Annotated in this window: 20 protein-coding genes, 1 riboswitch and 2 other annotated features; of the genes, 3 read left to right on the forward strand and 17 right to left on the reverse strand. The window is 33.9% G+C overall.

The genetic code is table 11. The annotated features are described in order from the left end of the window. Positions 1–107 precede the first annotated feature (107 nt). From ACESR5_RS09025 to ACESR5_RS09105, 17 genes are all read right to left on the reverse strand, one after another. Positions 108–1,070, reverse strand: a complete 963-nt coding sequence (locus ACESR5_RS09025) for a hypothetical protein (RefSeq protein WP_373155161.1) — start codon at positions 1,068–1,070, stop codon at positions 108–110. 188 nt (positions 1,071–1,258) lie between these two features. Further along, positions 1,259–1,978, reverse strand: a complete 720-nt coding sequence (locus tag ACESR5_RS09030) for a lysophospholipid acyltransferase family protein (RefSeq protein ID WP_373155162.1) — start codon at positions 1,976–1,978, stop codon at positions 1,259–1,261. Then, positions 1,975–2,451 (reverse strand): dihydrofolate reductase, encoded by a 477-nt coding sequence (locus tag ACESR5_RS09035; protein ID WP_373155164.1) that lies wholly within the window; start codon positions 2,449–2,451, stop codon positions 1,975–1,977. Before ACESR5_RS09035 ends, ACESR5_RS09030 begins: the two co-directional genes overlap by 4 nt. Continuing rightward, a complete protein-coding gene (gene thyA, locus ACESR5_RS09040; protein ID WP_373155166.1) occupies positions 2,451–3,338 on the reverse strand; it encodes a thymidylate synthase in 888 nt (295 codons plus the stop codon). Before thyA ends, ACESR5_RS09035 begins: the two co-directional genes overlap by 1 nt. Before the next feature lie 282 nt (positions 3,339–3,620). Next, a complete protein-coding gene (locus ACESR5_RS09045; protein ID WP_087243353.1) occupies positions 3,621–4,319 on the reverse strand; it encodes a hydrolase in 699 nt (232 codons plus the stop codon). A 33-nt stretch (positions 4,320–4,352) separates the two neighbouring features. Further along, positions 4,353–5,240 (reverse strand): ROK family protein, encoded by an 888-nt coding sequence (locus ACESR5_RS09050; RefSeq protein WP_087304571.1) that lies wholly within the window; start codon positions 5,238–5,240, stop codon positions 4,353–4,355. Positions 5,241–5,923: 683 nt separating this feature from the next. Then, the gene (locus ACESR5_RS09055; RefSeq protein WP_289527595.1) at positions 5,924–6,430 is read right to left on the reverse strand and encodes a shikimate kinase; all 507 of its coding nucleotides are present in this window, start codon (positions 6,428–6,430) and stop codon (positions 5,924–5,926) included. Then, positions 6,417–7,535, reverse strand: a complete 1,119-nt coding sequence (locus ACESR5_RS09060) for a chorismate mutase (RefSeq protein ID WP_373155168.1) — start codon at positions 7,533–7,535, stop codon at positions 6,417–6,419. Before ACESR5_RS09060 ends, ACESR5_RS09055 begins: the two co-directional genes overlap by 14 nt. A gap of 2 nt (positions 7,536–7,537) precedes the next feature. Then, positions 7,538–8,605, reverse strand: coding sequence for a chorismate synthase (aroC, locus tag ACESR5_RS09065; RefSeq protein WP_373155170.1), 1,068 nt, complete (start codon positions 8,603–8,605; stop codon positions 7,538–7,540). Next, positions 8,586–9,860 carry a 3-phosphoshikimate 1-carboxyvinyltransferase gene (gene aroA, locus ACESR5_RS09070; RefSeq protein WP_373155171.1) on the reverse strand — a complete coding sequence of 425 codons (1,275 nt, stop codon included), beginning with the start codon at positions 9,858–9,860 and terminating at the stop codon, positions 8,586–8,588. The genes aroC and aroA overlap by 20 nt, the downstream gene beginning before the upstream one ends. A gap of 1 nt (position 9,861) precedes the next feature. Further along, positions 9,862–10,920, reverse strand: a complete 1,059-nt coding sequence (gene aroB, locus ACESR5_RS09075; protein ID WP_373155173.1) for a 3-dehydroquinate synthase — start codon at positions 10,918–10,920, stop codon at positions 9,862–9,864. Between the two features lie 10 nt (positions 10,921–10,930). Beyond that, a complete protein-coding gene (aroF, locus tag ACESR5_RS09080; RefSeq protein ID WP_087304576.1) occupies positions 10,931–11,947 on the reverse strand; it encodes a 3-deoxy-7-phosphoheptulonate synthase in 1,017 nt (338 codons plus the stop codon). 47 nt (positions 11,948–11,994) lie between these two features. Beyond that, positions 11,995–12,247 (reverse strand) — a binding site (T-box leader). 104 nt (positions 12,248–12,351) lie between these two features. Then, entirely contained in the window at positions 12,352–13,371 is a 1,020-nt protein-coding gene (gene aroF, locus ACESR5_RS09085; protein WP_373155175.1) for a 3-deoxy-7-phosphoheptulonate synthase, read from the reverse strand. Between the two features lie 37 nt (positions 13,372–13,408). Next, positions 13,409–13,657, reverse strand: a binding site (T-box leader). Between the two features lie 37 nt (positions 13,658–13,694). Beyond that, the gene (locus tag ACESR5_RS09090; protein ID WP_373155177.1) at positions 13,695–15,269 is read right to left on the reverse strand and encodes an LCP family protein; all 1,575 of its coding nucleotides are present in this window, start codon (positions 15,267–15,269) and stop codon (positions 13,695–13,697) included. 137 nt (positions 15,270–15,406) lie between these two features. Then, positions 15,407–15,871, reverse strand: coding sequence for a pyridoxamine 5'-phosphate oxidase family protein (locus ACESR5_RS09095; protein ID WP_087243366.1), 465 nt, complete (start codon positions 15,869–15,871; stop codon positions 15,407–15,409). Between the two features lie 12 nt (positions 15,872–15,883). Further along, the gene (locus ACESR5_RS09100; RefSeq protein ID WP_373155179.1) at positions 15,884–16,525 is read right to left on the reverse strand and encodes an ECF transporter S component; all 642 of its coding nucleotides are present in this window, start codon (positions 16,523–16,525) and stop codon (positions 15,884–15,886) included. Positions 16,526–16,528: 3 nt separating this feature from the next. Then, positions 16,529–17,146, reverse strand: coding sequence for an ECF transporter S component (locus ACESR5_RS09105; RefSeq protein WP_087243368.1), 618 nt, complete (start codon positions 17,144–17,146; stop codon positions 16,529–16,531). A 63-nt stretch (positions 17,147–17,209) separates the two neighbouring features. Further along, a riboswitch (FMN riboswitch) is annotated at positions 17,210–17,329 on the reverse strand. A 121-nt stretch (positions 17,330–17,450) separates the two neighbouring features. On the opposite strand from ACESR5_RS09105, the gene ACESR5_RS09110 reads away from it, so the two are divergent. Genes ACESR5_RS09110 through ACESR5_RS09120 form a run of 3 tightly spaced genes read left to right on the forward strand, consistent with a single transcriptional unit; the run spans position 17,451 to position 18,912 of the window. Beyond that, positions 17,451–17,948 carry a DNA-deoxyinosine glycosylase gene (locus ACESR5_RS09110; RefSeq protein WP_373155181.1) on the forward strand — a complete coding sequence of 166 codons (498 nt, stop codon included), beginning with the start codon at positions 17,451–17,453 and terminating at the stop codon, positions 17,946–17,948. 37 nt (positions 17,949–17,985) lie between these two features. After that, on the forward strand, positions 17,986–18,690 hold the full coding sequence (locus ACESR5_RS09115) for a hypothetical protein (protein ID WP_129737328.1): 705 nt from the start codon (positions 17,986–17,988) through the stop codon (positions 18,688–18,690). A gap of 42 nt (positions 18,691–18,732) precedes the next feature. Beyond that, entirely contained in the window at positions 18,733–18,912 is a 180-nt protein-coding gene (locus tag ACESR5_RS09120) for a hypothetical protein (protein WP_373155184.1), read from the forward strand. Positions 18,913–18,946: the final 34 nt, after the last annotated feature.

Raw genomic sequence — 18,946 nt, forward strand, 5'->3', positions numbered from 1 at the left:
TAACTACAAGTAAAAAAGACACTCTTTTATTTCCAAAAAAATAAAAAAGAGCCAACTTACTAAGTTGACTCCATTGACCATGAATTTTTCATGGTTTTCATCATTTTTTATTGAGCGTTAGCAAATGCTTCAGCTACTGCTTCTAAGAATGCTCCAATATCCATTGTACATCCAGCTGCTAAATCAGAACCAGATTTTGGTACTGAAGTATGTTCTTCATCACGTTTTTCTGTTTCAGTTGCAGCAACTTCTTCAGCTGTTTTTCCAACAACATATTTTTCAAATGAAGCAGCTTGTTCATACCATTCTGCACCACCTTCAATGTTACCCATTGAAGCAGAAACAGATTTCATTCCGTAATCTGATTGTAATTCTTTTTTAGATTTAGATTCATCTTTTCCATTTGGATTTTGAGAAACATCTACATAAGCCCATACAGCTTTTCCGTCAGCATCTAATGCAACTGCAGCAGTTGTTGTATTTTTTTGTTTTCCATCCCAGCTAGCAACTTCACCAGAACCAATTTTTGCAGCATTAACTTCTGTCATATTTTGACCAGCTTTTGCTACAGCTTCTTTAAATGCACCAATATCCATTGTACATCCAGCTGCTAAATCAGAACCAGATTTTGGTACTGAAGTATGTTCTTCATCACGTTTTTCTGTTTCAATTGCAGCAACTTCGTCTAAAGTTTTACCTTTACAGAATTCTTCAAATTTAGCAATTTGTTCATACCATTCTGCACCACCTTCAATGTTACCCATTGAAGCAGAAACAGATTTCATTCCATAGTCTTCTTTTAATTCTTTTTTAGTTTTAGTTTCGTCTTTTCCATTAGGAGTTTGGATAACATCTACATCGATGTAATTAATTTTACCTTCAGCATCCAATCCCACTGTTGCCATAGTTGTACTTGTTGTATCACCAGGTTCAATAATCATACCAAATCCAGCTTTTGCATATTTTGCACCTTCAGCAGCTCCTCCAGTTGATTCTCCTTTTTTACCACATCCAACTAAAACAGTAGCCACTAAAGCAGATGCAGCTAAAACTTTTAATAATTTGTTCATAAAAAAATTCTCCTTCCCATTCCTTTTTTGAACTATATATATTATATCTTGAAAGCGTTTATATATCAAGTTTTTTTCGCTGTTTTCCCACTTATTTTTAGGTTCAAAACAAACAGAAAATACAAATTATTTTGAATTCATCAATGTTTTGTGAAAAAATACATAAGAAAAAAAAGAATAAATTCTTTTTAAAATTTATTCTCATTTTCGTTGATACACTTTTCTATTCTTGATTGTACCATACTTGCAACTTCTGTACTATTCATATCTTTATATTCATCATAGTAGATAGGTGGTAAATAATGAATCTGAGCATCTACTTTTTCAATAGAGTTATTATCAAACACTTTATAACAATCAATTAATGCGACTGGCACAATTGGTTTTTTTGCATCCATAACAGATTTAAAAGTTCCACCTTTAAATTCAAGCATTTTGTTTTGTTGACGGCATCGTGTTCCCTCAGGGAAGATGACATAGCTTGTACCAGCAGCCATATCTTTTGAAGCTTGTCTAATGACTTTGACTGAAGCACGAATATTTTCACGATCAATGGCTAAAGCATCAACCATATGTAATACATTTTTTAAGACAAAGACATGCATTAACTCTTTTTTTACAATAAACTTAAATGGTTTATCATGTGTTCCAAATAAAATCAAGGCATCAAATAATCCCTGATGATTAGGAGCCATTAAATAACCCTGTTCTTCAGGTAAATTCTCTTTACCATAACAATGAATCTGAACTCTTGATTTTTGATTGACTTTTCTAACCAATTCTTGAATAAAATAGAATCTTTGTGCAAAACTGATGTTCTCTTTATTTTTATTATAACGATGAATAGTTAATAACCATCCAGGTATTCTGTATAATAATCTAAAGATTAAAAATATAATTCTTTTCATTGGGCACCTCTTTGATAAATTTCCAAATCAAATGTTTCAAATGGTTTAACTTCCTTTAAAACAAAACCATATCCATCAAAATCCGGAAAATAAGTTTCTCCATCATGTGTTCCTTTAATTCTAGAAATCAACAATTGGTCAACATAAGGTAAAGACTGCTTATAGATGGAAGCCCCACCAGAAATAAATAAATCTTTTCCACTCTCTTTATATTCCTGAATCACTTCTTCTAATGATGTTCTCACTTCTACACAATCATCTTCAAATGGTTCAAAGCTCACAACAATAGTATGACGATGAGGTAGTGGTCTACCAATAGCCTGATATGTTGTATAACCCATTAAAATAGTCTGATGAATGGTTGTTTCTTTAAAATGCTTTAAATCTTCTTTGTTGTTCCATGGCATTCCATTAGATGAATCCTTCTTTCCAATCAAACGATTATCATCCATAGCCACAATAATACTAATCATTAGACACTCACCTTCCCATATAATCTTCCATGACTTTGATAATTTTCAATATGTATATCATCAATTGTAAAATCAAATAAAGACTTCACTTCAGGATTTAACTTTAATTGACATAATGGAAGTGGTGTTCTAGAAATTTGTTCTTTCACAACATCAAAATGATCTTTATAAATATGGGCATCCCCAATGGTATGAATAAATTCTTTGGCTTCATATCCACATACCTGTGCTAACATAGCTGTCATTAAAGCATAAGATGCAATATTAAAAGGAACACCTAAAAATGTATCAGCGCTTCTTTGATATAACTGACAAGATAAATATTTGCGATCAGCTGACACATAAAACTGTAAAAAAGCATGACATGGTGGTAAAGCCATCTGATCCACTTCAACTGGATTCCATGCACTCACAATATGTCTTCTTGAAAAAGGATTATTTTTTAAACCATCAATTAAAATAGATAACTGATCAACCCCTTGTTCATTAAAATTACGCCATTGTCTACCATAGACTGGTCCTAATTCCCCATATTTTAAAACAAACGGATCATCAGCAGGCAGTTCTTTTATTTTCGCAACAAATTCTTCTAAACTTTCACCATGAAAATCTTTGGATTTCTTAAAATTTTCATATGGCCATTCATTCCATATTTTGACATTTCTATCAACTAAATACTTAATATTTGTATCTCCCTTAATAAACCATAAAAGCTCTTCTGCAATAGGTCTTAAAAACATCTTTTTTGTTGTCATCAAAGGAAAACCCTCACGTAAATCATAACGTGTCTGATAACCAAAAACACTACGTGTTCCCGTTCCAGTACGATCATCACGATCTTCCCCATGTTCTAATATATAACGACACATATCTAAATACTGTTTCACATTTTTCACCTCTTGCTTATTATAGCGAATAAAGAAACAAAAGTCATTATTTTTGTATTGCATAAATAGAAATGATATTGATAAAGTCTATTATTTTTAACCAGACTTCAATATATCGTTTATTGCACGAAAAATTCTTTTATACACATATAGCCTTGGTATTTTTTATAAAATATTTCTTTGTAAGCATATATAAAAGTAGACTCATTAATATCAATGCTCATAAAAAAAGAGATACTCAAATATATTTGAAAATCTCATTTTTAAATCGTATGTGATTATTTAATCATCGTCGTCATCGTCATCATCATGGTGTGAACATTGTATACGATAGCGCTCCATCATTTCTTTAAATATTTCCCCATTTGATGGTGGTGTATACGTCACAGCATTCGCTCCTGCTGCAATGACTTCTCTAATTGTTTCTTCATTTGGTCCACCTGTTGCGATAATTGGAAAATCTCGATCAATCTTACGTAATGCTTTAATAATTTCTACTGTCTTTTTACCACCTGATACATTAATGATACTTGCTCCTGAATGTAACATTCTTTCTTCTAATGGTTCATCAGTCGAAACAACTGTTAAAACAATAGGAATATCAATAATCTGAGATAGCTCCTGTACAAATTTTGTCTTAGTCGGTGCATTTAAAACAACAGCTGTAGCCCCATGTAATTCAGCATCTAAAGCGATTTTATTCACTCTTGGTCCTGATGTTGTTCCTCCACCCACTCCAGCAAAAACAGGTTTTTGTGCCACTTCAATAATAGCATTTGTAATCTGCATTGTAGGGGTAAATGGATAAACAGCTATCACGGCATCAGCATTGCAATTTGAAATAACTGCCACATCAGTAGAAAACACTAAAGATTTAATCCTTTTCCCATTAATTGTGATTCCCGATACATCATATATACATTGAGGAACTTTGACAATATGTCTTAACTTAGAATCAACAGTAGGTGTTATTTTTTCCATGAATCATCACCTCTATATTATTATATATTATATTTATGAATTCACTGTGAAGAAATGAAATAAAGCTCCTAATAAATTAGCTTCATTTTGATATTGACATGTGAAAACGGTTGGACGAACTTTCGCATGTGTAAAAGTCTTAAAGATTACATCTAAACGTTGGTTCACTTCATCAAGTAAATCACTTCTTGCACTAATACCACCACCAATGACTATTTTTTGAGGGTCATAGGCATATTGTAAATTATAAATACCATTAGCTAAAATATAATAATATTGATCAACATATTTTTCATAAATAGGATCATCATGATAATGATCAAAGATGTCCTGACCATTTAATGAGGAAGCATCAATTCCTTTTGCCTTTGCGACATTTTTCACAACAGCAACTGTTGATCCCATTTCAGACCATGTATGCATTTCATGCGTATCAAAGTCAAATTGAGCAATCATATAACCAAACTCTCCACCATGCAAATGTACCCCTTTGTGAATACGGCGATTTTTAACAACGGCACCACCAATACCTGTTCCACTGACAATAAAGCAACAATCATCAACATCACTGGCAGCCCCTTTCCAGACTTCAGCCAATGCCGCACAATTGGCATCATTTTCCATTTCGACACGAACATGTAAACGACTTTCTAAATCTTCTTTAATATGTGGTCCATGAATATAATCAATAGCACTAGAACCACCAATAATTCCCTTTTCACTATCTACTGCACCTGGCATACTTAAAGCAACACCTTCTAAATTATCTTCATGAAAGAAAGCATCAACGATAACCTGGTACATCTCTTCTATTGTTGGAGGAACTTTGACTTTCTTTGTTTCATAAATTGTTCCTTCTTCATCTAATATCCCCATTTTAATGGCTGTCCCACCAACATCTACACATAAATATTTTTTCATTTCATTCACCTTTCTTATTCTTTTTACACTTTATTATACCATTAAATAAACTTTCCTGTGAATAACCAAACCAGAAATATCTTTACAGAAACGATAAAATTATCATATCCTATTTATTTGATAAATGACATCTCGATTCTAAACATAAATTTTTCATTGATATAAATCAAACTATAGTCATGATTCATCTCACAACTACATCATTTCAATGATACTTCATATCAATTTTCCTAACATTTTTATCTTCATTTCGAAATTCCCAATTCCTTATGAAAATATTGAAGAGTAGAATATTTATATTTTCTATCAAATTGTTTGATATGTAATGGTATATAACCATTAACATGTTCTACATAATCATACATTTTGAATATCTTCCTTTTTCTAAAAAATAAGAGGAACCTGTTACAGATTCCTCTATCTTGCATCCTTGAGCCATTTTTTATTTTACCGATGTGTCTTTGCTCTCACACATCATCATCGTTCGGTCATTTTTTATTTTACCGACGAGTCAGAACCGTCACTCGTCATCATAGGATGCCTTGAGATTGAACACCTCATTATGAATATGCACCAAATATGCATTTATATTATACATATTCAAATAAAAAAGTCTATAATTTTCAATGTTAAAATTAGCCAGAATAGAAATGATAAAGAAAAGAATTATAGCTTATCAATGACTATAATTCTTTTAATTTCAATATTATTTTTGTACATATCTCTTCTAATGTTCCATTATTATTAACATGATAATCACAGGCCTTTAAATAAAGAGGATGTCTTTTTTGATAGAGCTCATAAAGTCTTTGAGCCCCATCCTTCAATAAAGGACGTGATGAAGTGTCTATATCTTCTAATATCAAGGGGATGGGTCTATCAACATAGATAATATAACCATTTTGACGAAGCGCCTTGATATTATCGCATCTTTCAACGACACCTCCACCCGTTGAAATAATCATGTTTTCCATTTTAGAAACATCCAAACAACATTCTGTTTCTTTTTGTCTAAAATAATCTTCAGATATATCAAACATTTCAGAAATACGCATCTGATATTTATCTTCAATATATATATCCATATCAATCCAATTCATTTTTAACTGATCTTTTAACAAACGTGCAATTGTCGTTTTTCCACATCCCATCATACCAATCAAGATAATATTTTTTTTACTTTTTAACATAATTTCCTAATACTCTCATTGTCTTGGTATGAGCTTTCATATCTTCCAAAGCTTGTATCATCGCCACATCTTTTAAACTTCCTTCTAAATCTACATAGAAATAATATTCCCAAGGTGTTTCTAACAATGGACGTGATTCAATACGTAACATATTAATCGCATAATCATAAATAATCTTCATGACCTGATATAATGTGCCAACTTGATGTGGTAAGGTAAAAACAATACTGATACATGAAGCATCTTCTACAACTTCTAATTGTTTCCCAAAAATAATAAAACGAGTGGCATTGTTTTGAATATTTTGAATATTATCTTGAAGAATATCTAAACCATATAATTGAGCTGCCTGAGAAGAGGCTATGGCTCCAATATGAGGATTCTGTAATGTTGAGACATACTTGGCTGCCATCGCTGTATTTTCATATTCGTGAGGTTGAATATGATGTTTTTCTAAAAACAGAGATGTCTGTAATAAACCTTGAGGATGCGAATAAACGTCTTGAATATCTTCAAGCTTAGCCCCTTTGATGCCTAATAAATGTTGTGAAACAGAAAGACTTTGTTCACCAACAATATAAAATCCATAATCTCTAATCGCATCATAATTATCATTAATAGCTCCAGTAGATGAATTTTCCAAAGGAACAATACCATAATCTATTTCATCACGTTTTAAAGCTTCAAAAACATCTTTAAAATGCGTATATTGTTGTCTTTTGGTTTGTTTACCAAAATAAGTATCTAATGCTTTTTGTGAAAAAGAACCTGGTACACCCTGAAATCCAACTGTAATATCATTGACCTTAGGCAAAGCATAAGTCAAGGTTTGAGGATGCGGTAAAAATGTTGTCTGATATGACTTTGAAATATTCATCATAGATGTCAGAAACAGTTTTGCATAAGAATGAAGATCTTCTGACTGGATACGTGAAACATTGTTTTGAATGACCTGAGCTTCGCGTTCACTTTGAAAAATCTCCATATGATGAGCCATCTTATACGTCACAACATCTTTTGCTACTTTCATTCTTCGTTCAAATAAAGTCATCATCTGCTCATCTATTTCATCAATTTCCTGACGACATTGTTTTAAATCCTTCATAATTATCCCAGCATATCCAAAATACCTAAAGCGGCCATAGATTCAACAACGACCACTGCTCTAGGTACAATACATGGATCATGTCTTCCTTTCACTTGAATTTGTGTATTTGTTTGTGTTTGTACATTGACTGTTTCCTGTATTTGTGAAATAGATGGTGTCGGTTTGATACCAACCTGAAAAACAATCGGCATTCCATTTGTGATACCTCCCGTGACTCCACCATTATGATTGGTTTTTGTTTTCACTTGTCCCTCTTGATAATAGTAAGCATCATTCGCTTCATGACCATACATTTCAGTGATATTTCTTTGACCAAAGCTGACACTTTTCACCGCTGGTATACTAAAGAGTAATGGCGATAAATGAGATTCAATAGAATCAAAGAATGGATTGCCTATTCCTGCTGGAACATTTATAATCGCACATTCAACAATTCCCCCAACTGAATCCTGTTGAAGTCGTGCAGATTCAATGACTTCCTGCATTTGCAAAAAAACATCTTCATCAAGAGTGGGATACATTTTTGATGATAATTGTTCTAATAATGTTTCATCAATATCTACTGGAAAAGGTTGATCTTGAATATGATGAATACTTTGAATATGTGCCCCAACAATAATTCCTTTTTCTTTTAAAATTTGTCTGGCAATACTTCCAGCAAAAACAAGGGGAGCCGTCAAACGTCCTGAAAAATGTCCACCACCACGCACATCATTGAAACCATGATATTTCATATAGGCTGGATAATCGCTATGCCCTGGACGCATGCAGGCTTTTAGCTTACTATAATCTTTAGAATGCTGATTCTGATTATAAATCATGGCACATAAAGGCGCTCCTGTTGTGACTCCATCTACAAGTCCACTGACAATATGTACCTCATCTTTTTCCTGTCGAGGTGTTGACATTTTATTTTGCCCCGGTGCACGACGTTTCATATACCAGCGAATCTGTTCCATATCCAAGCGAATACCTGCTGGCAAGTTCCCCATCACAATACCAATGGCTTCTCCATGACTTTCACCAAAAAGTGACAATTCAATATGACTACCCCAATTCGCACTCATGAAAGTCACCTCCTAACGACTGAAAATCCTCCCAGAAATCTGGATAAGACTTTTCCACACATTGTTCATCATCAATGACAACGGGCTGATCACACACACTTGATGCGATAGCTTCCATCATCGCCATACGATGATCATGATAAGATGAAACATGTCCTCCCTGTAATGAAGTAACGCCTTGAATTTCCATAGCATCTTCAAATTCCTTGGCCTGTCCTCCCAGTTGATTAATCACTTCGACTGTTGCTTTGAGACGATCACATTCTTTGATACGTAAACGACTAATGTTTTCAATTCTAGAAGCCCCTTCACTAACAGCACAAGCTAAAGCCATGACGGGAATAATATCTGGACATTGCGAACCATCAATTGTGATTGCATGCATCTTTTGACAAGACATCCTGTCTCCTTGAGCTGTTCTTTCAAATTGACACCCCATTTGTTTCAACAGTTCAATGACAACCTTATCACCCTGATAAGAATCAATATTCAAATCTTGAAGAAGCACATCATTATGCAAGGCTCCTGCTACCAGATAAAAGGCTGCCTGAGAAAAATCAGCCTCAACACGATAATCACATGCCTGATACTGTTGTCCTCCACGAATAATAAACTCACGATAATCATGATTTTCAATGTGAATACCGTATTTTTCTAACATTTGCAATGTGAGATCGACATAACCTTTTGACTGCATTGGAGAAGTGATCACAATACGTGAATCTTCATCCATTAATGGTAATGCAAACAATAAACCACTTAAAAACTGTGATGATACATCACCTGGTATTTCAAATTCTCCTCCATGCATTCTTCCTCTGATATATAAATCTAAAACATTCTCTCTATATAAATAAGAAATCCCCTGTTGTTCAAAAATATCATAATAAACCTGCATTGGTCTTTTCCCCAGTCTTCCTTCACCTATATAATGCAGATTACTTTCACAGACAAGTGAAATAGGAATCATAAATCTTAAAGTTGATCCTGATTCAAAACAATTGATTTCACATTGATTTCTCATAAAAGTTGTTGTTCCATCAATTTCTAAATAATCATCATATTCAAAAATCATTGTTCCTAAGCTTTTCATAGCCCCAATAGTTGCACGAATATCTTGAGAATATTCTATATTGGTAATGACACTTCTACCACGTGATAATGATGCACATATAATAGCACGGTGTGCCAGGCTCTTTGACGGTGGAACACAGACTGTTCCTGATAATTGTTTAGGTGTTATACTGATTGCCATATTAGACCTCCCTACTTTCATCTATAAATGATAAATCACTTGGATAAATAAAGCAATCTCCAATCTCCTTTAATAAAACAAAAGATAGTTTCTGATTGATATTCTTTTTATCTAAAGCCATAGCTTTTTTTAATTCTTCAGTAGGAATATGAGCTATGTAAGGCAAATGATATAAGTCTAATGCTTTTTTTATTTGATCAGCTGTTCCTTTTTGGGTTAATCCTTTCTTTTCAGCAATAAGGCTAAGTTGAACCATTCCAATACTAATAGCTTCCCCATGTGAATATTTTTCATAATGATAATACTGTTCAATAGCATGACCTAATGTATGACCAAAATTAAGAGCTAAACGATCTCCAAAATCTAATAAATCTTTTTCCACAACAATACGTTTTAAATCAACACAACGATAAATAATTTCATCAATATCCTGATATAGATCATCAAAAGATGTATAGGAAAGCAATTGTTGAAAGAGTGATTGATCAAAAATACAGCCATATTTAATCACTTCACCCATACCATCATTGATATATCTTTGATCCAGTGTCTTTAATGTCAGTGGATCAATAAAGACAGCCCCAGGATGTTTAAAAGCACCAACCAGATTCTTACCCTCAGGTAAATCAACAGCGACTTTCCCACCGACACTGGAATCAACCTGAGCTAAAAGTGATGTTGGAATCTGAATGAATTGCACACCTCTTAAAAATGTACTGGCAACAAAACCTGCTAAATCACCAATCACACCACCACCTAATGCGATAATAGCATCACTTCTTGTCAAATGAAAAGCAAGTAACTGATGATAAATATCTGGTAAAATATCAAATCTTTTTGATTGTTCTCCATGAGGAATGACAACTTGACCTACACGATAACACTGACTGAGTTGTTGTGTGAGTTTTTGACCATAATGTGAATAAACTTGATCATCAGAAATTATCATGACTTGTTTCCCTTTACATAATGGCTCGATATATTCTAGAATATGATCCAACAATCCCTGTTTGATATATATCTTGTAACTGTCTTTTTGTAAATTGACTTTTAAATCCATCTTTTCACTCCTAAATTTCTTTTCCAACAATATGGGCAATTTCTCCAACCTGTTTCAATAATTTTGTATATTTTTCTGGTTTTAATGACTGTGGTCCATCACATAAAGCATGTTCTGGATCATTATGCACTTCTATCATCAATCCATCACATCCTGCAGCAACCGCTGCCTTGGCCATTGGCTCTACCAGCCACCATTTTCCTCCTGCATGTGATGGGTCTATAATGATTGGCAAGTGTGTCAATCTTTTGATAACAGGTATCGCCTGTAAATCTAATGTATTTCTTGTGTAGGTTTCATATGTTCTGACCCCTCTTTCACATAGAATGACATTGGGATTTCCACTGGCCATGATATATTCTGCACTCATGATCCATTCTTCATATGTTGCACTTAATCCACGCTTTAATAAGATTGGCTTTGTACATCTTTTTCCTACTTCTTTTAAAAGATCAAAGTTTTGCATATTTCTTGCGCCAATTTGTACCAAGTCGACCTTTTCATTGAATTCTTCAATATACTCAGCACTCATTAATTCTGACACAATGGGTAATCCTGTTTCTTCCTTTGCAGCTAACAAGATATCTAATCCTGCAGTTCCCATTCCCTGGAAAGCATAGGGTGATGTTCTTGGCTTGAATGCACCACCTCTTAACATGTTGGCTCCTGCTGCCTTGGCAGCTTTGGCGATCATGATAACCTGTTCCTTGGATTCAACAGAACATGGACCTGCAATCAATGCCAGATGATCTCCACCTACTTTGACACCAGCAACATCAATGATGGAATCTTCTGGATGAAAGGCACGGTTTGCTAGTTTATAAGGTTCACTGACACGCATCACATGATCGACAACAGGTGAAACCTCTAATTGTTTCGGATCAACCTTTGTGACATCTCCAATAACACCACAAATCGTCGTTTCTGTTCCAACCACAATATGCGTTGTGAGTCCTTTGTCTTCTACCTGTTTGACTATTTTTTGTACATCTTCATCAGTTGTTTTGGGTTTAAATACAATAATCATTTTTCTCTATCTCCTTTCGCTACTGTATAAATAAAAAATCCCTCATCCCTAAGGACGAGAGATTATCATCTGCCGTGTTACCACCTTAATTCACCTATATATCACTATATAAGCCTTAACAAGTACGCCTGTCTATCAGGTTCATACTCTGATGCTGTAACGGGCATTCCCGTGTTAGCCTACTTTTATTTCAGCCACCTACTCCAAGAGGAATTCAATAAGCTGACCTGATTCTTTTTCACCAACCAAGAACTCTCTATACAAGCTGACTTATCTACTCTTTCTTTTCACAGTATTTATAACAGTATTTTGAATATGTTAATATATTATGCGATAAATACAAAAATGTCAATCATTTTTATAAATTTCCATAATTTTTTATTCAATTTATAAAATATCATGCTTTATTTGATTTCTTTTCCAACAATATGGGCAATTTCTCCAACCTGTTTCAATAATTCTGTATATTTCTCTGGTTTTAATGACTGTGGTCCATCACATAAAGCATGTTCTGGATCATTATGCACTTCTATCATCAATCCATCACATCCTGCAGCAACTGCTGCCTTGGCCATTGGCTCTACCAGCCACCATTTTCCTCCTGCATGTGATGGGTCTATAATGATTGGCAAGTGTGTTAATCTTTTGATAACAGGTATCGCCTGTAAATCTAATGTATTTCTTGTGTAGGTTTCATATGTTCTGACACCTCTTTCACATAGAATCACATTGGGGTTCCCGCTAGCCATGATATATTCTGCACTCATGATCCATTCTTCATATGTTGCACTTAATCCACGTTTTAATAAGATTGGCTTTGTACATCTTTTTCCTACTTCTTTTAAAAGATCAAAGTTTTGCATATTTCTTGCGCCAATCTGTACCAAGTCAACCTTTTCATTGAATTCTTCAATATACTCAGCACTCATTAATTCTGACACGATTGGAAGTCCTGTTTCTTGTTTTGCAGCTAATAAGATATCCAATCCTGCTGTTCCCATTCCCTGGAAAGCATAGGGTGATGTTCTTGGCTTGAATGCACCACCTCTTAACATGTTAGCTCCTGCCGCCTTGGCAGCTTTGGCAATCATGATAACCTGTTCCTTGGATTCAACAGAACATGGACCTGCAATCAATGCTAAATGATCTCCACCAACCTTGACACCGGCAACATCAATGATGGAATCTTCCGGATGAAAGGCACGGTTTGCCAGTTTATATGGTTCACTGACACGCATCACGTGATCGACAACAGGTGAAACCTCCAGTTGTTTCGGATCAACCTTTGTGACATCTCCAATCATTCCAATAATTGTTGTTTCTGTTCCTTGAGATACATGAGCTGTTAATCCATAGCTTTCTACTTTCTCTACCAAATCCTGAATTTCTTGTTTAGATACTTTGGGTTTTAAAACAATAATCATATTCTTAACCTCCTTATAATCAAAAAGTCCCTCCCACCATAAGGACGAGAGGAACCATCGTGTTACCACCTTAATTCACTTATATATCACTATATAAGCCTTAACAAGTACGCCTGTCTATCAGGTTCATACTCTGATGCTGTAACGGGCATTCCCGTGTAAACCTACTTTTATTTCAGCCACCTACTCCAAGATGTATTCAATGGTGTCATGATTTCTTTTTCACCAGCCAAGAACTCTCTACGTCATCAACAATCCATTTACTCTTTCTTTTCATTGTATTTTCTTTATATTAACATATGTTTTTCAATTAAGCAATTCATTTACTCAATTGTTGTATTTTCTTCTGTCGAAGTTGTATTGTTCTGTGTAGAATCACTGTCAGATGATTCTTCAGTTACTTTCACAATTTCACCATTCATAACTTGTTGAATATATTCTCTTGCCTGAGCCACAGATTGTTCATCAGGTTGTGTGACATAAACACCATTTGCATTAACAGATGTCACATCACCGACTGTCGCAAGTTCAAAAACTCTCTGTGAAGCATCTCCTGTTAAACGATAAGATTGAACATCCCATGAAGCCATATCATTAATTTGCATATTAATTAATGATTTGATATCATCAGCACTTAAATTGGTTTCAAAACTATCTGATAAAGATTCAAAAACACTATCCATGTTCGTAATAATACTTGGTGAACAACATTTTTTAATAATAGCTTTCAACATTAACATCTGATTCTTTCCACGAACTTCATCCCCTTCAACAAAGGCATATCTTTCACGGACAAATGATAATGCATGTTTTGCATCAAAAGTCTGTTTTCCAGGTTTAATTGTATATTTATCTAATCGTGTTGTAAAGACACCATCATCTCTACCAATCACATCATATTTAGGCACAGTCACTTCAATACCACCTAAAGCATCAATCACATTCATAAATGATGTAAAATTAAACTTAGCATAATAGTTCATATCTACACCAACTAAATTTTCTACAGTCTGAATTGTCGCATCAATTCCACCTTTAGCACTATGAGTTAACTTATCTTGACCCTCTACACCCTCAATGCCTTTAATATCTACATAATAATCTCTAGGAATACTCACTAATAGAACTTGTTTTGTTTGAGGATGAATAGCCGCAATCATATTCACATCAGATAATGAGAATGTATTAATTGGTCCTTCTTTATCTCTACCACTAATAAAGACAACAAATGGTTCTTGAGTCACCTTAGCACTATCTGCAGCTACTTTTGGTAACTTGATTTCATATTTTTGAATAATTCTGATCTTTTCATTAAACTTATCTTCAATAGAATCAAAAGATTCTAAATCTACCGCTTTGACAATAATAGCACTCATTTCATGATCCAATAACGCTGCCACAAGCTCATTGTTTGTACTATAGTTTGTTACAACAATCTCACCAATATCATCTTCAATCATTGTTTCTGTTTTATTGATATTCACAGCATCGCCCTGATGCGCTCCAAAAGGCTGTCCCTTTAAATCATCTATAGAGTTATAGGCAGAATCTTTTAAGACAACCACATTCATTTCAATGATTTCTTCATTTCCTCCCGTAATAGAAGAAATAAAGTTTGAACCTTTCATCAAAGATAAAGATGCTATAATTAAGACAATAGCAAGTAAGACATTCAATAACTTCATTAGCGCAACCTTGATAGGATGACGATCATTTTTATCTCTTGCTAGACGATAAAATAAAAAAGCTAACAAGAAAATAATCACAATCAATGGTATAAAATATTTTAATGGAAGTATACTTAACTCAAAGGCAACGGCAGTAAAAACAATTGCCGCAATGAGTGTAATAATCAATAACAATCTTCTTGAAAGTAACACCTTAATGAGTTTTTTCATGAAATCCCTCTTTCTTCATTAAATTCTAACATAACCATTATACACACTATTTATACAATTACAAAGTAAAAGTACACCATGATTATAGAAAATACTTATGAATTTTTCATGAAAAAAGAGAAATAATCATTATTTTCTTATTTTTTGTCATCATACTGACAATATTCTACACTTTCTTTTTCAAAATCAATAAAAGTCTGAAAAGCCTGATTCTTTTCATCAGTATCCCATATTTCTACAAAAACAGGTTCAACTCTTACTAAAATTTCATCTTCTTTATGACTATAAGCATTATAGCTTCCCCATAAATATTTCTGATATAATTTTTCAAATTGACGTCCTGGTTCATCAATAACCAATCCTAAAATCTCTGCTTTACCCTCAACTTGAATGCCACTATAACATAAAGCCACACGAGGATTTTTATATAACTGCTTTGTCTTTCTAAAATTTTTATCAGTCTTAAAATAAATGGCATCATTATAAATTAAACAACTGACATTTCTAACCATAACATAATCATTGACACTTGATGCCAGTGCCATAATTTTTGATGGTGCCAATTTTTCAAATAAATAAGTCTTGGCTTCTAAAAAGTTCATACCTTCAACTCCTTAAATAATATTTTGAATAGCTAAAATAATACAGATTATAGATATTGTAATAAACAGTCCAACCCAGACCAATGACTTCGTTTGGGAAGTAGGTTGTCCACTTGCTTCAATAAAATGAGTATGACGTAAAATAGCTACAACACTCTTATATACAAATAAAGTGATTCCGGCATTAAGTCCAGCTTTTAATATATTAAATGGAATAATACCAGGTAACAACAATGCTACAACTGCTGCTCGAGGCATACCATAATAAATTGGTGTGACAATATAATTCCAGATCGTCATATTTATAACAGTTATAACCACCCCTAATAACAAGCCAATCATGGCTCCCTGTTTTGTATGTTTATGTTTATAAACTGCTGCTGCGACACAAGCAAATGAACAGGTTGAAATCATATTCATGAAAACATCTAAGATTGTTCCACCTTTGATCATGATTTCCAGCACTGAACAGATGCCACTCATAATCAAAGATGTCATTGGACCATATATAAAACCACCAATCACAATTATAATATCTTTAGGATCATAAGTCAGCCATGTGACAGTAGGAACAAGTGGCATAAAGGCAAACAAGTTTACAATCATGGCTAATGCACAAAAAATGCCAATAGTTGTTATTTTTTTGACTTTCATTGTCTACATCCCAGCTTTCACAAATTTTTTAAGTGGTACACTGATTTTCTTATACACAATAAAAGTAATCACTGAAGTCACACCACATTTAATTAAATTAAATGGGACAACGCCAAACAATGCGAGAGTCCAGATATCATTCACCAAAGGACAAACAGCATGACACATGTCTACAATTGTATCCACTGACCACCCTGCCATCATATTCGCATAAAATGGGATAATCATATAAACATTAGAAATCACAGCTGCCAGTGTACACACAATTGTTCCAATAATCATACCCTGTAATGCGGATTTCTTTTCTTTATGATGATCATAAATCAATACAGCTGGTAATACATAGGCAACACTTACAATAAAATTAGAAAGCTCCCCTACAAATGCTGTACTGGTTCCTAAAATAGCTAATTTGACAATCAGTTTGACAATGACAATCAAAACAGCTGCCACCGGTCCCAGGGCAAATCCACCAATGATTTCTGGTAATGCTGCCAGATCAAAATCCATAAATGGTGGCATAAATGGAAGTGGTGTTTTGATCAACATTAAAAGGCCACCCAATGCACCCAACATGCCAATCAAAGCTATTTTTTTGACGTTTAATTTTTTTGTTTTCATTTTTCTATCTCCTTTTTTCTAAAAAAAAATAACTTAAACAAAAAAATGTCTAAGTTGCATAGAATTTGTCTTTTCTCATCCGGACTATACCGTCGGTTCTGGAATTTCACCAGATCAGTCGCTATCAGCGAGTCATGGACTATCACCATCGGTAGGGAATTACACCCTGCCCCAAAGACGTTATTCAGTTTTGAAAACCGGTTATAGAATTGACATCATCTACATACTTATCATATACCTTTTTTCTTTTTTTGTAAAATGAATTTATAAAATTTGTTATAATAAATGAAAAGGTGGTGAAAACATGTTCGCAATACACAACATTCCTCCTATTTATAATCAGGATTCACAAATTCTTATTTTAGGTTCATTTCCTTCTGTCAAATCACGTGAAGCTCAGTTTTTTTATCATCATCCACAAAATCGTTTCTGGAAAGTTCTGGCTACGCTTTATCACCATGAGCCATTATTAACGATTGAAGAAAAAAAGAATTTTCTACTTGAAAATCATATTGCATTATGGGATGTGATTCAAAGCTGTGATATTCATGGTTCTAGTGACAGCTCAATTCAAAATGTCATTATCAATGATATTGCGGGTTTATTAAAAGATACACATATTACACATATTTATACCAATGGAAAAAAAGCGCATCAGCTGTATATGAAGTACTGTTATGAATTGACACATCAAAAAGATATATGTTTACCTTCAACTTCTCCTGCTAATGCTGCCTATTCTTTAGATAAACTTTTAATAGAATGGCAACAAATATGTCAGGAATTTATGGAAAGTTCATAATTGTCATATATGATATAGGCAATATGGGGGAGGATTTATGAAAACAAAGTTAAAAGAAAAAAAACCTTATTATTTAATTATCGCAAGAAAATTGATTTTCTGGAGCGTTGTCTTGATGTTAGGAATTGCTGTGTTTTTATTATTTACACGCACTGGTGATAATAAAGGACGTTTAATTTTCACTATTGTCCAATTAGTGGCTATGTTATTTGTTTTACGTATTCCTAAGTTTATTCAAGATATATATCATTTTGAAATTCCACATTTATTAGATTTTATTTTAATCACTTTTGCATTTAGTGGTTTTATTTTAGGTGATGTTTTAAACTTTTATGGACGTATTCCTTATTGGGATTCTATTTTGCATACTTTTTCAGGTGTTGTCATTGCTTATGTTGGTTTTATAGTCATTCAATATCTTGATCAGGAATATCGCATTCCTCTATCTGTATCACCTTTATTTATGAGTCTGATTGTTGTATGTGTAGCTTTAGCCATTGGAGCCATATGGGAAATTGGTGAATATACTGTTGATGATATTTTCAAAACAAATAATCAGCAATATATGGAAACAACTCGTTCTACACTATATGACGAAGATGATATTCCTTTACAGGGACATGAGGCTCTCAATGATACGATGAAAGATCTGATGTTAGATTTAGCTGGGGCTATTGGTGTCGCTTGTATTGAATACGTCAAACTTGAAAAAAAGCAAAAATCACAAAAAGGCACAAATTGATAGTGCCTTTTTACATATATTCTCTTGAATAAGGAGGCCTTGGTGATCCTGGTGGTCCAGGTGGTCTTGGTGGTCTTGGTGGTCTTGGTGGCTGTGGAGGTCTTGGAGGACCTGGTGGCCTTGGCGGTCTTGGTGGTCCTGGAGGATGCGGAGGTCTTGGAGGACCTGGTGGGAAAAATTGTGGTGGGAAAAACCACCACCAGAACCATGGCTGAATCATAACACGCTGGTTGTATGGATCATACATGTCATATTG

This window comes from Clostridium sp. AUH-JLR23, assembly GCF_964238065.1.
Taxonomy (GTDB): Bacteria; Bacillota_I; Bacilli_A; order Erysipelotrichales; family Coprobacillaceae; genus Allocoprobacillus; species Allocoprobacillus merdigallinarum.

Coding starts and splice junctions, on each gene's coding strand:
- ACESR5_RS09115 (WP_129737328.1), top strand. CDS start 17,986: ATGAAAACAAAGTTAAAAGAAAAAAAACCTTATTATTTAATTATCGCA.
- aroC (WP_373155170.1), bottom strand. CDS start 8,605: ATGAGTGCGAATTGGGGTAGTCATATTGAATTGTCACTTTTTGGTGAA.
- ACESR5_RS09090 (WP_373155177.1), bottom strand. CDS start 15,269: ATGAAAAAACTCATTAAGGTGTTACTTTCAAGAAGATTGTTATTGATT.
- ACESR5_RS09030 (WP_373155162.1), bottom strand. CDS start 1,978: ATGAAAAGAATTATATTTTTAATCTTTAGATTATTATACAGAATACCT.
- ACESR5_RS09055 (WP_289527595.1), bottom strand. CDS start 6,430: ATGTTAAAAAGTAAAAAAAATATTATCTTGATTGGTATGATGGGATGT.
- ACESR5_RS09025 (WP_373155161.1), bottom strand. CDS start 1,070: ATGAACAAATTATTAAAAGTTTTAGCTGCATCTGCTTTAGTGGCTACT.
- aroF (WP_087304576.1), bottom strand. CDS start 11,947: ATGATTATTGTATTTAAACCCAAAACAACTGATGAAGATGTACAAAAA.
- ACESR5_RS09100 (WP_373155179.1), bottom strand. CDS start 16,525: ATGAAAGTCAAAAAAATAACAACTATTGGCATTTTTTGTGCATTAGCC.
- aroB (WP_373155173.1), bottom strand. CDS start 10,920: ATGGATTTAAAAGTCAATTTACAAAAAGACAGTTACAAGATATATATC.
- ACESR5_RS09060 (WP_373155168.1), bottom strand. CDS start 7,535: ATGAAGGATTTAAAACAATGTCGTCAGGAAATTGATGAAATAGATGAG.
- aroF (WP_373155175.1), bottom strand. CDS start 13,371: ATGATTATTGTTTTAAAACCCAAAGTATCTAAACAAGAAATTCAGGAT.
- ACESR5_RS09110 (WP_373155181.1), top strand. CDS start 17,451: ATGTTCGCAATACACAACATTCCTCCTATTTATAATCAGGATTCACAA.
- ACESR5_RS09035 (WP_373155164.1), bottom strand. CDS start 2,451: ATGATTAGTATTATTGTGGCTATGGATGATAATCGTTTGATTGGAAAG.
- aroA (WP_373155171.1), bottom strand. CDS start 9,860: ATGGCAATCAGTATAACACCTAAACAATTATCAGGAACAGTCTGTGTT.
- ACESR5_RS09045 (WP_087243353.1), bottom strand. CDS start 4,319: ATGGAAAAAATAACACCTACTGTTGATTCTAAGTTAAGACATATTGTC.
- ACESR5_RS09050 (WP_087304571.1), bottom strand. CDS start 5,240: ATGAAAAAATATTTATGTGTAGATGTTGGTGGGACAGCCATTAAAATG.
- ACESR5_RS09105 (WP_087243368.1), bottom strand. CDS start 17,146: ATGAAAACAAAAAAATTAAACGTCAAAAAAATAGCTTTGATTGGCATG.
- ACESR5_RS09095 (WP_087243366.1), bottom strand. CDS start 15,871: ATGAACTTTTTAGAAGCCAAGACTTATTTATTTGAAAAATTGGCACCA.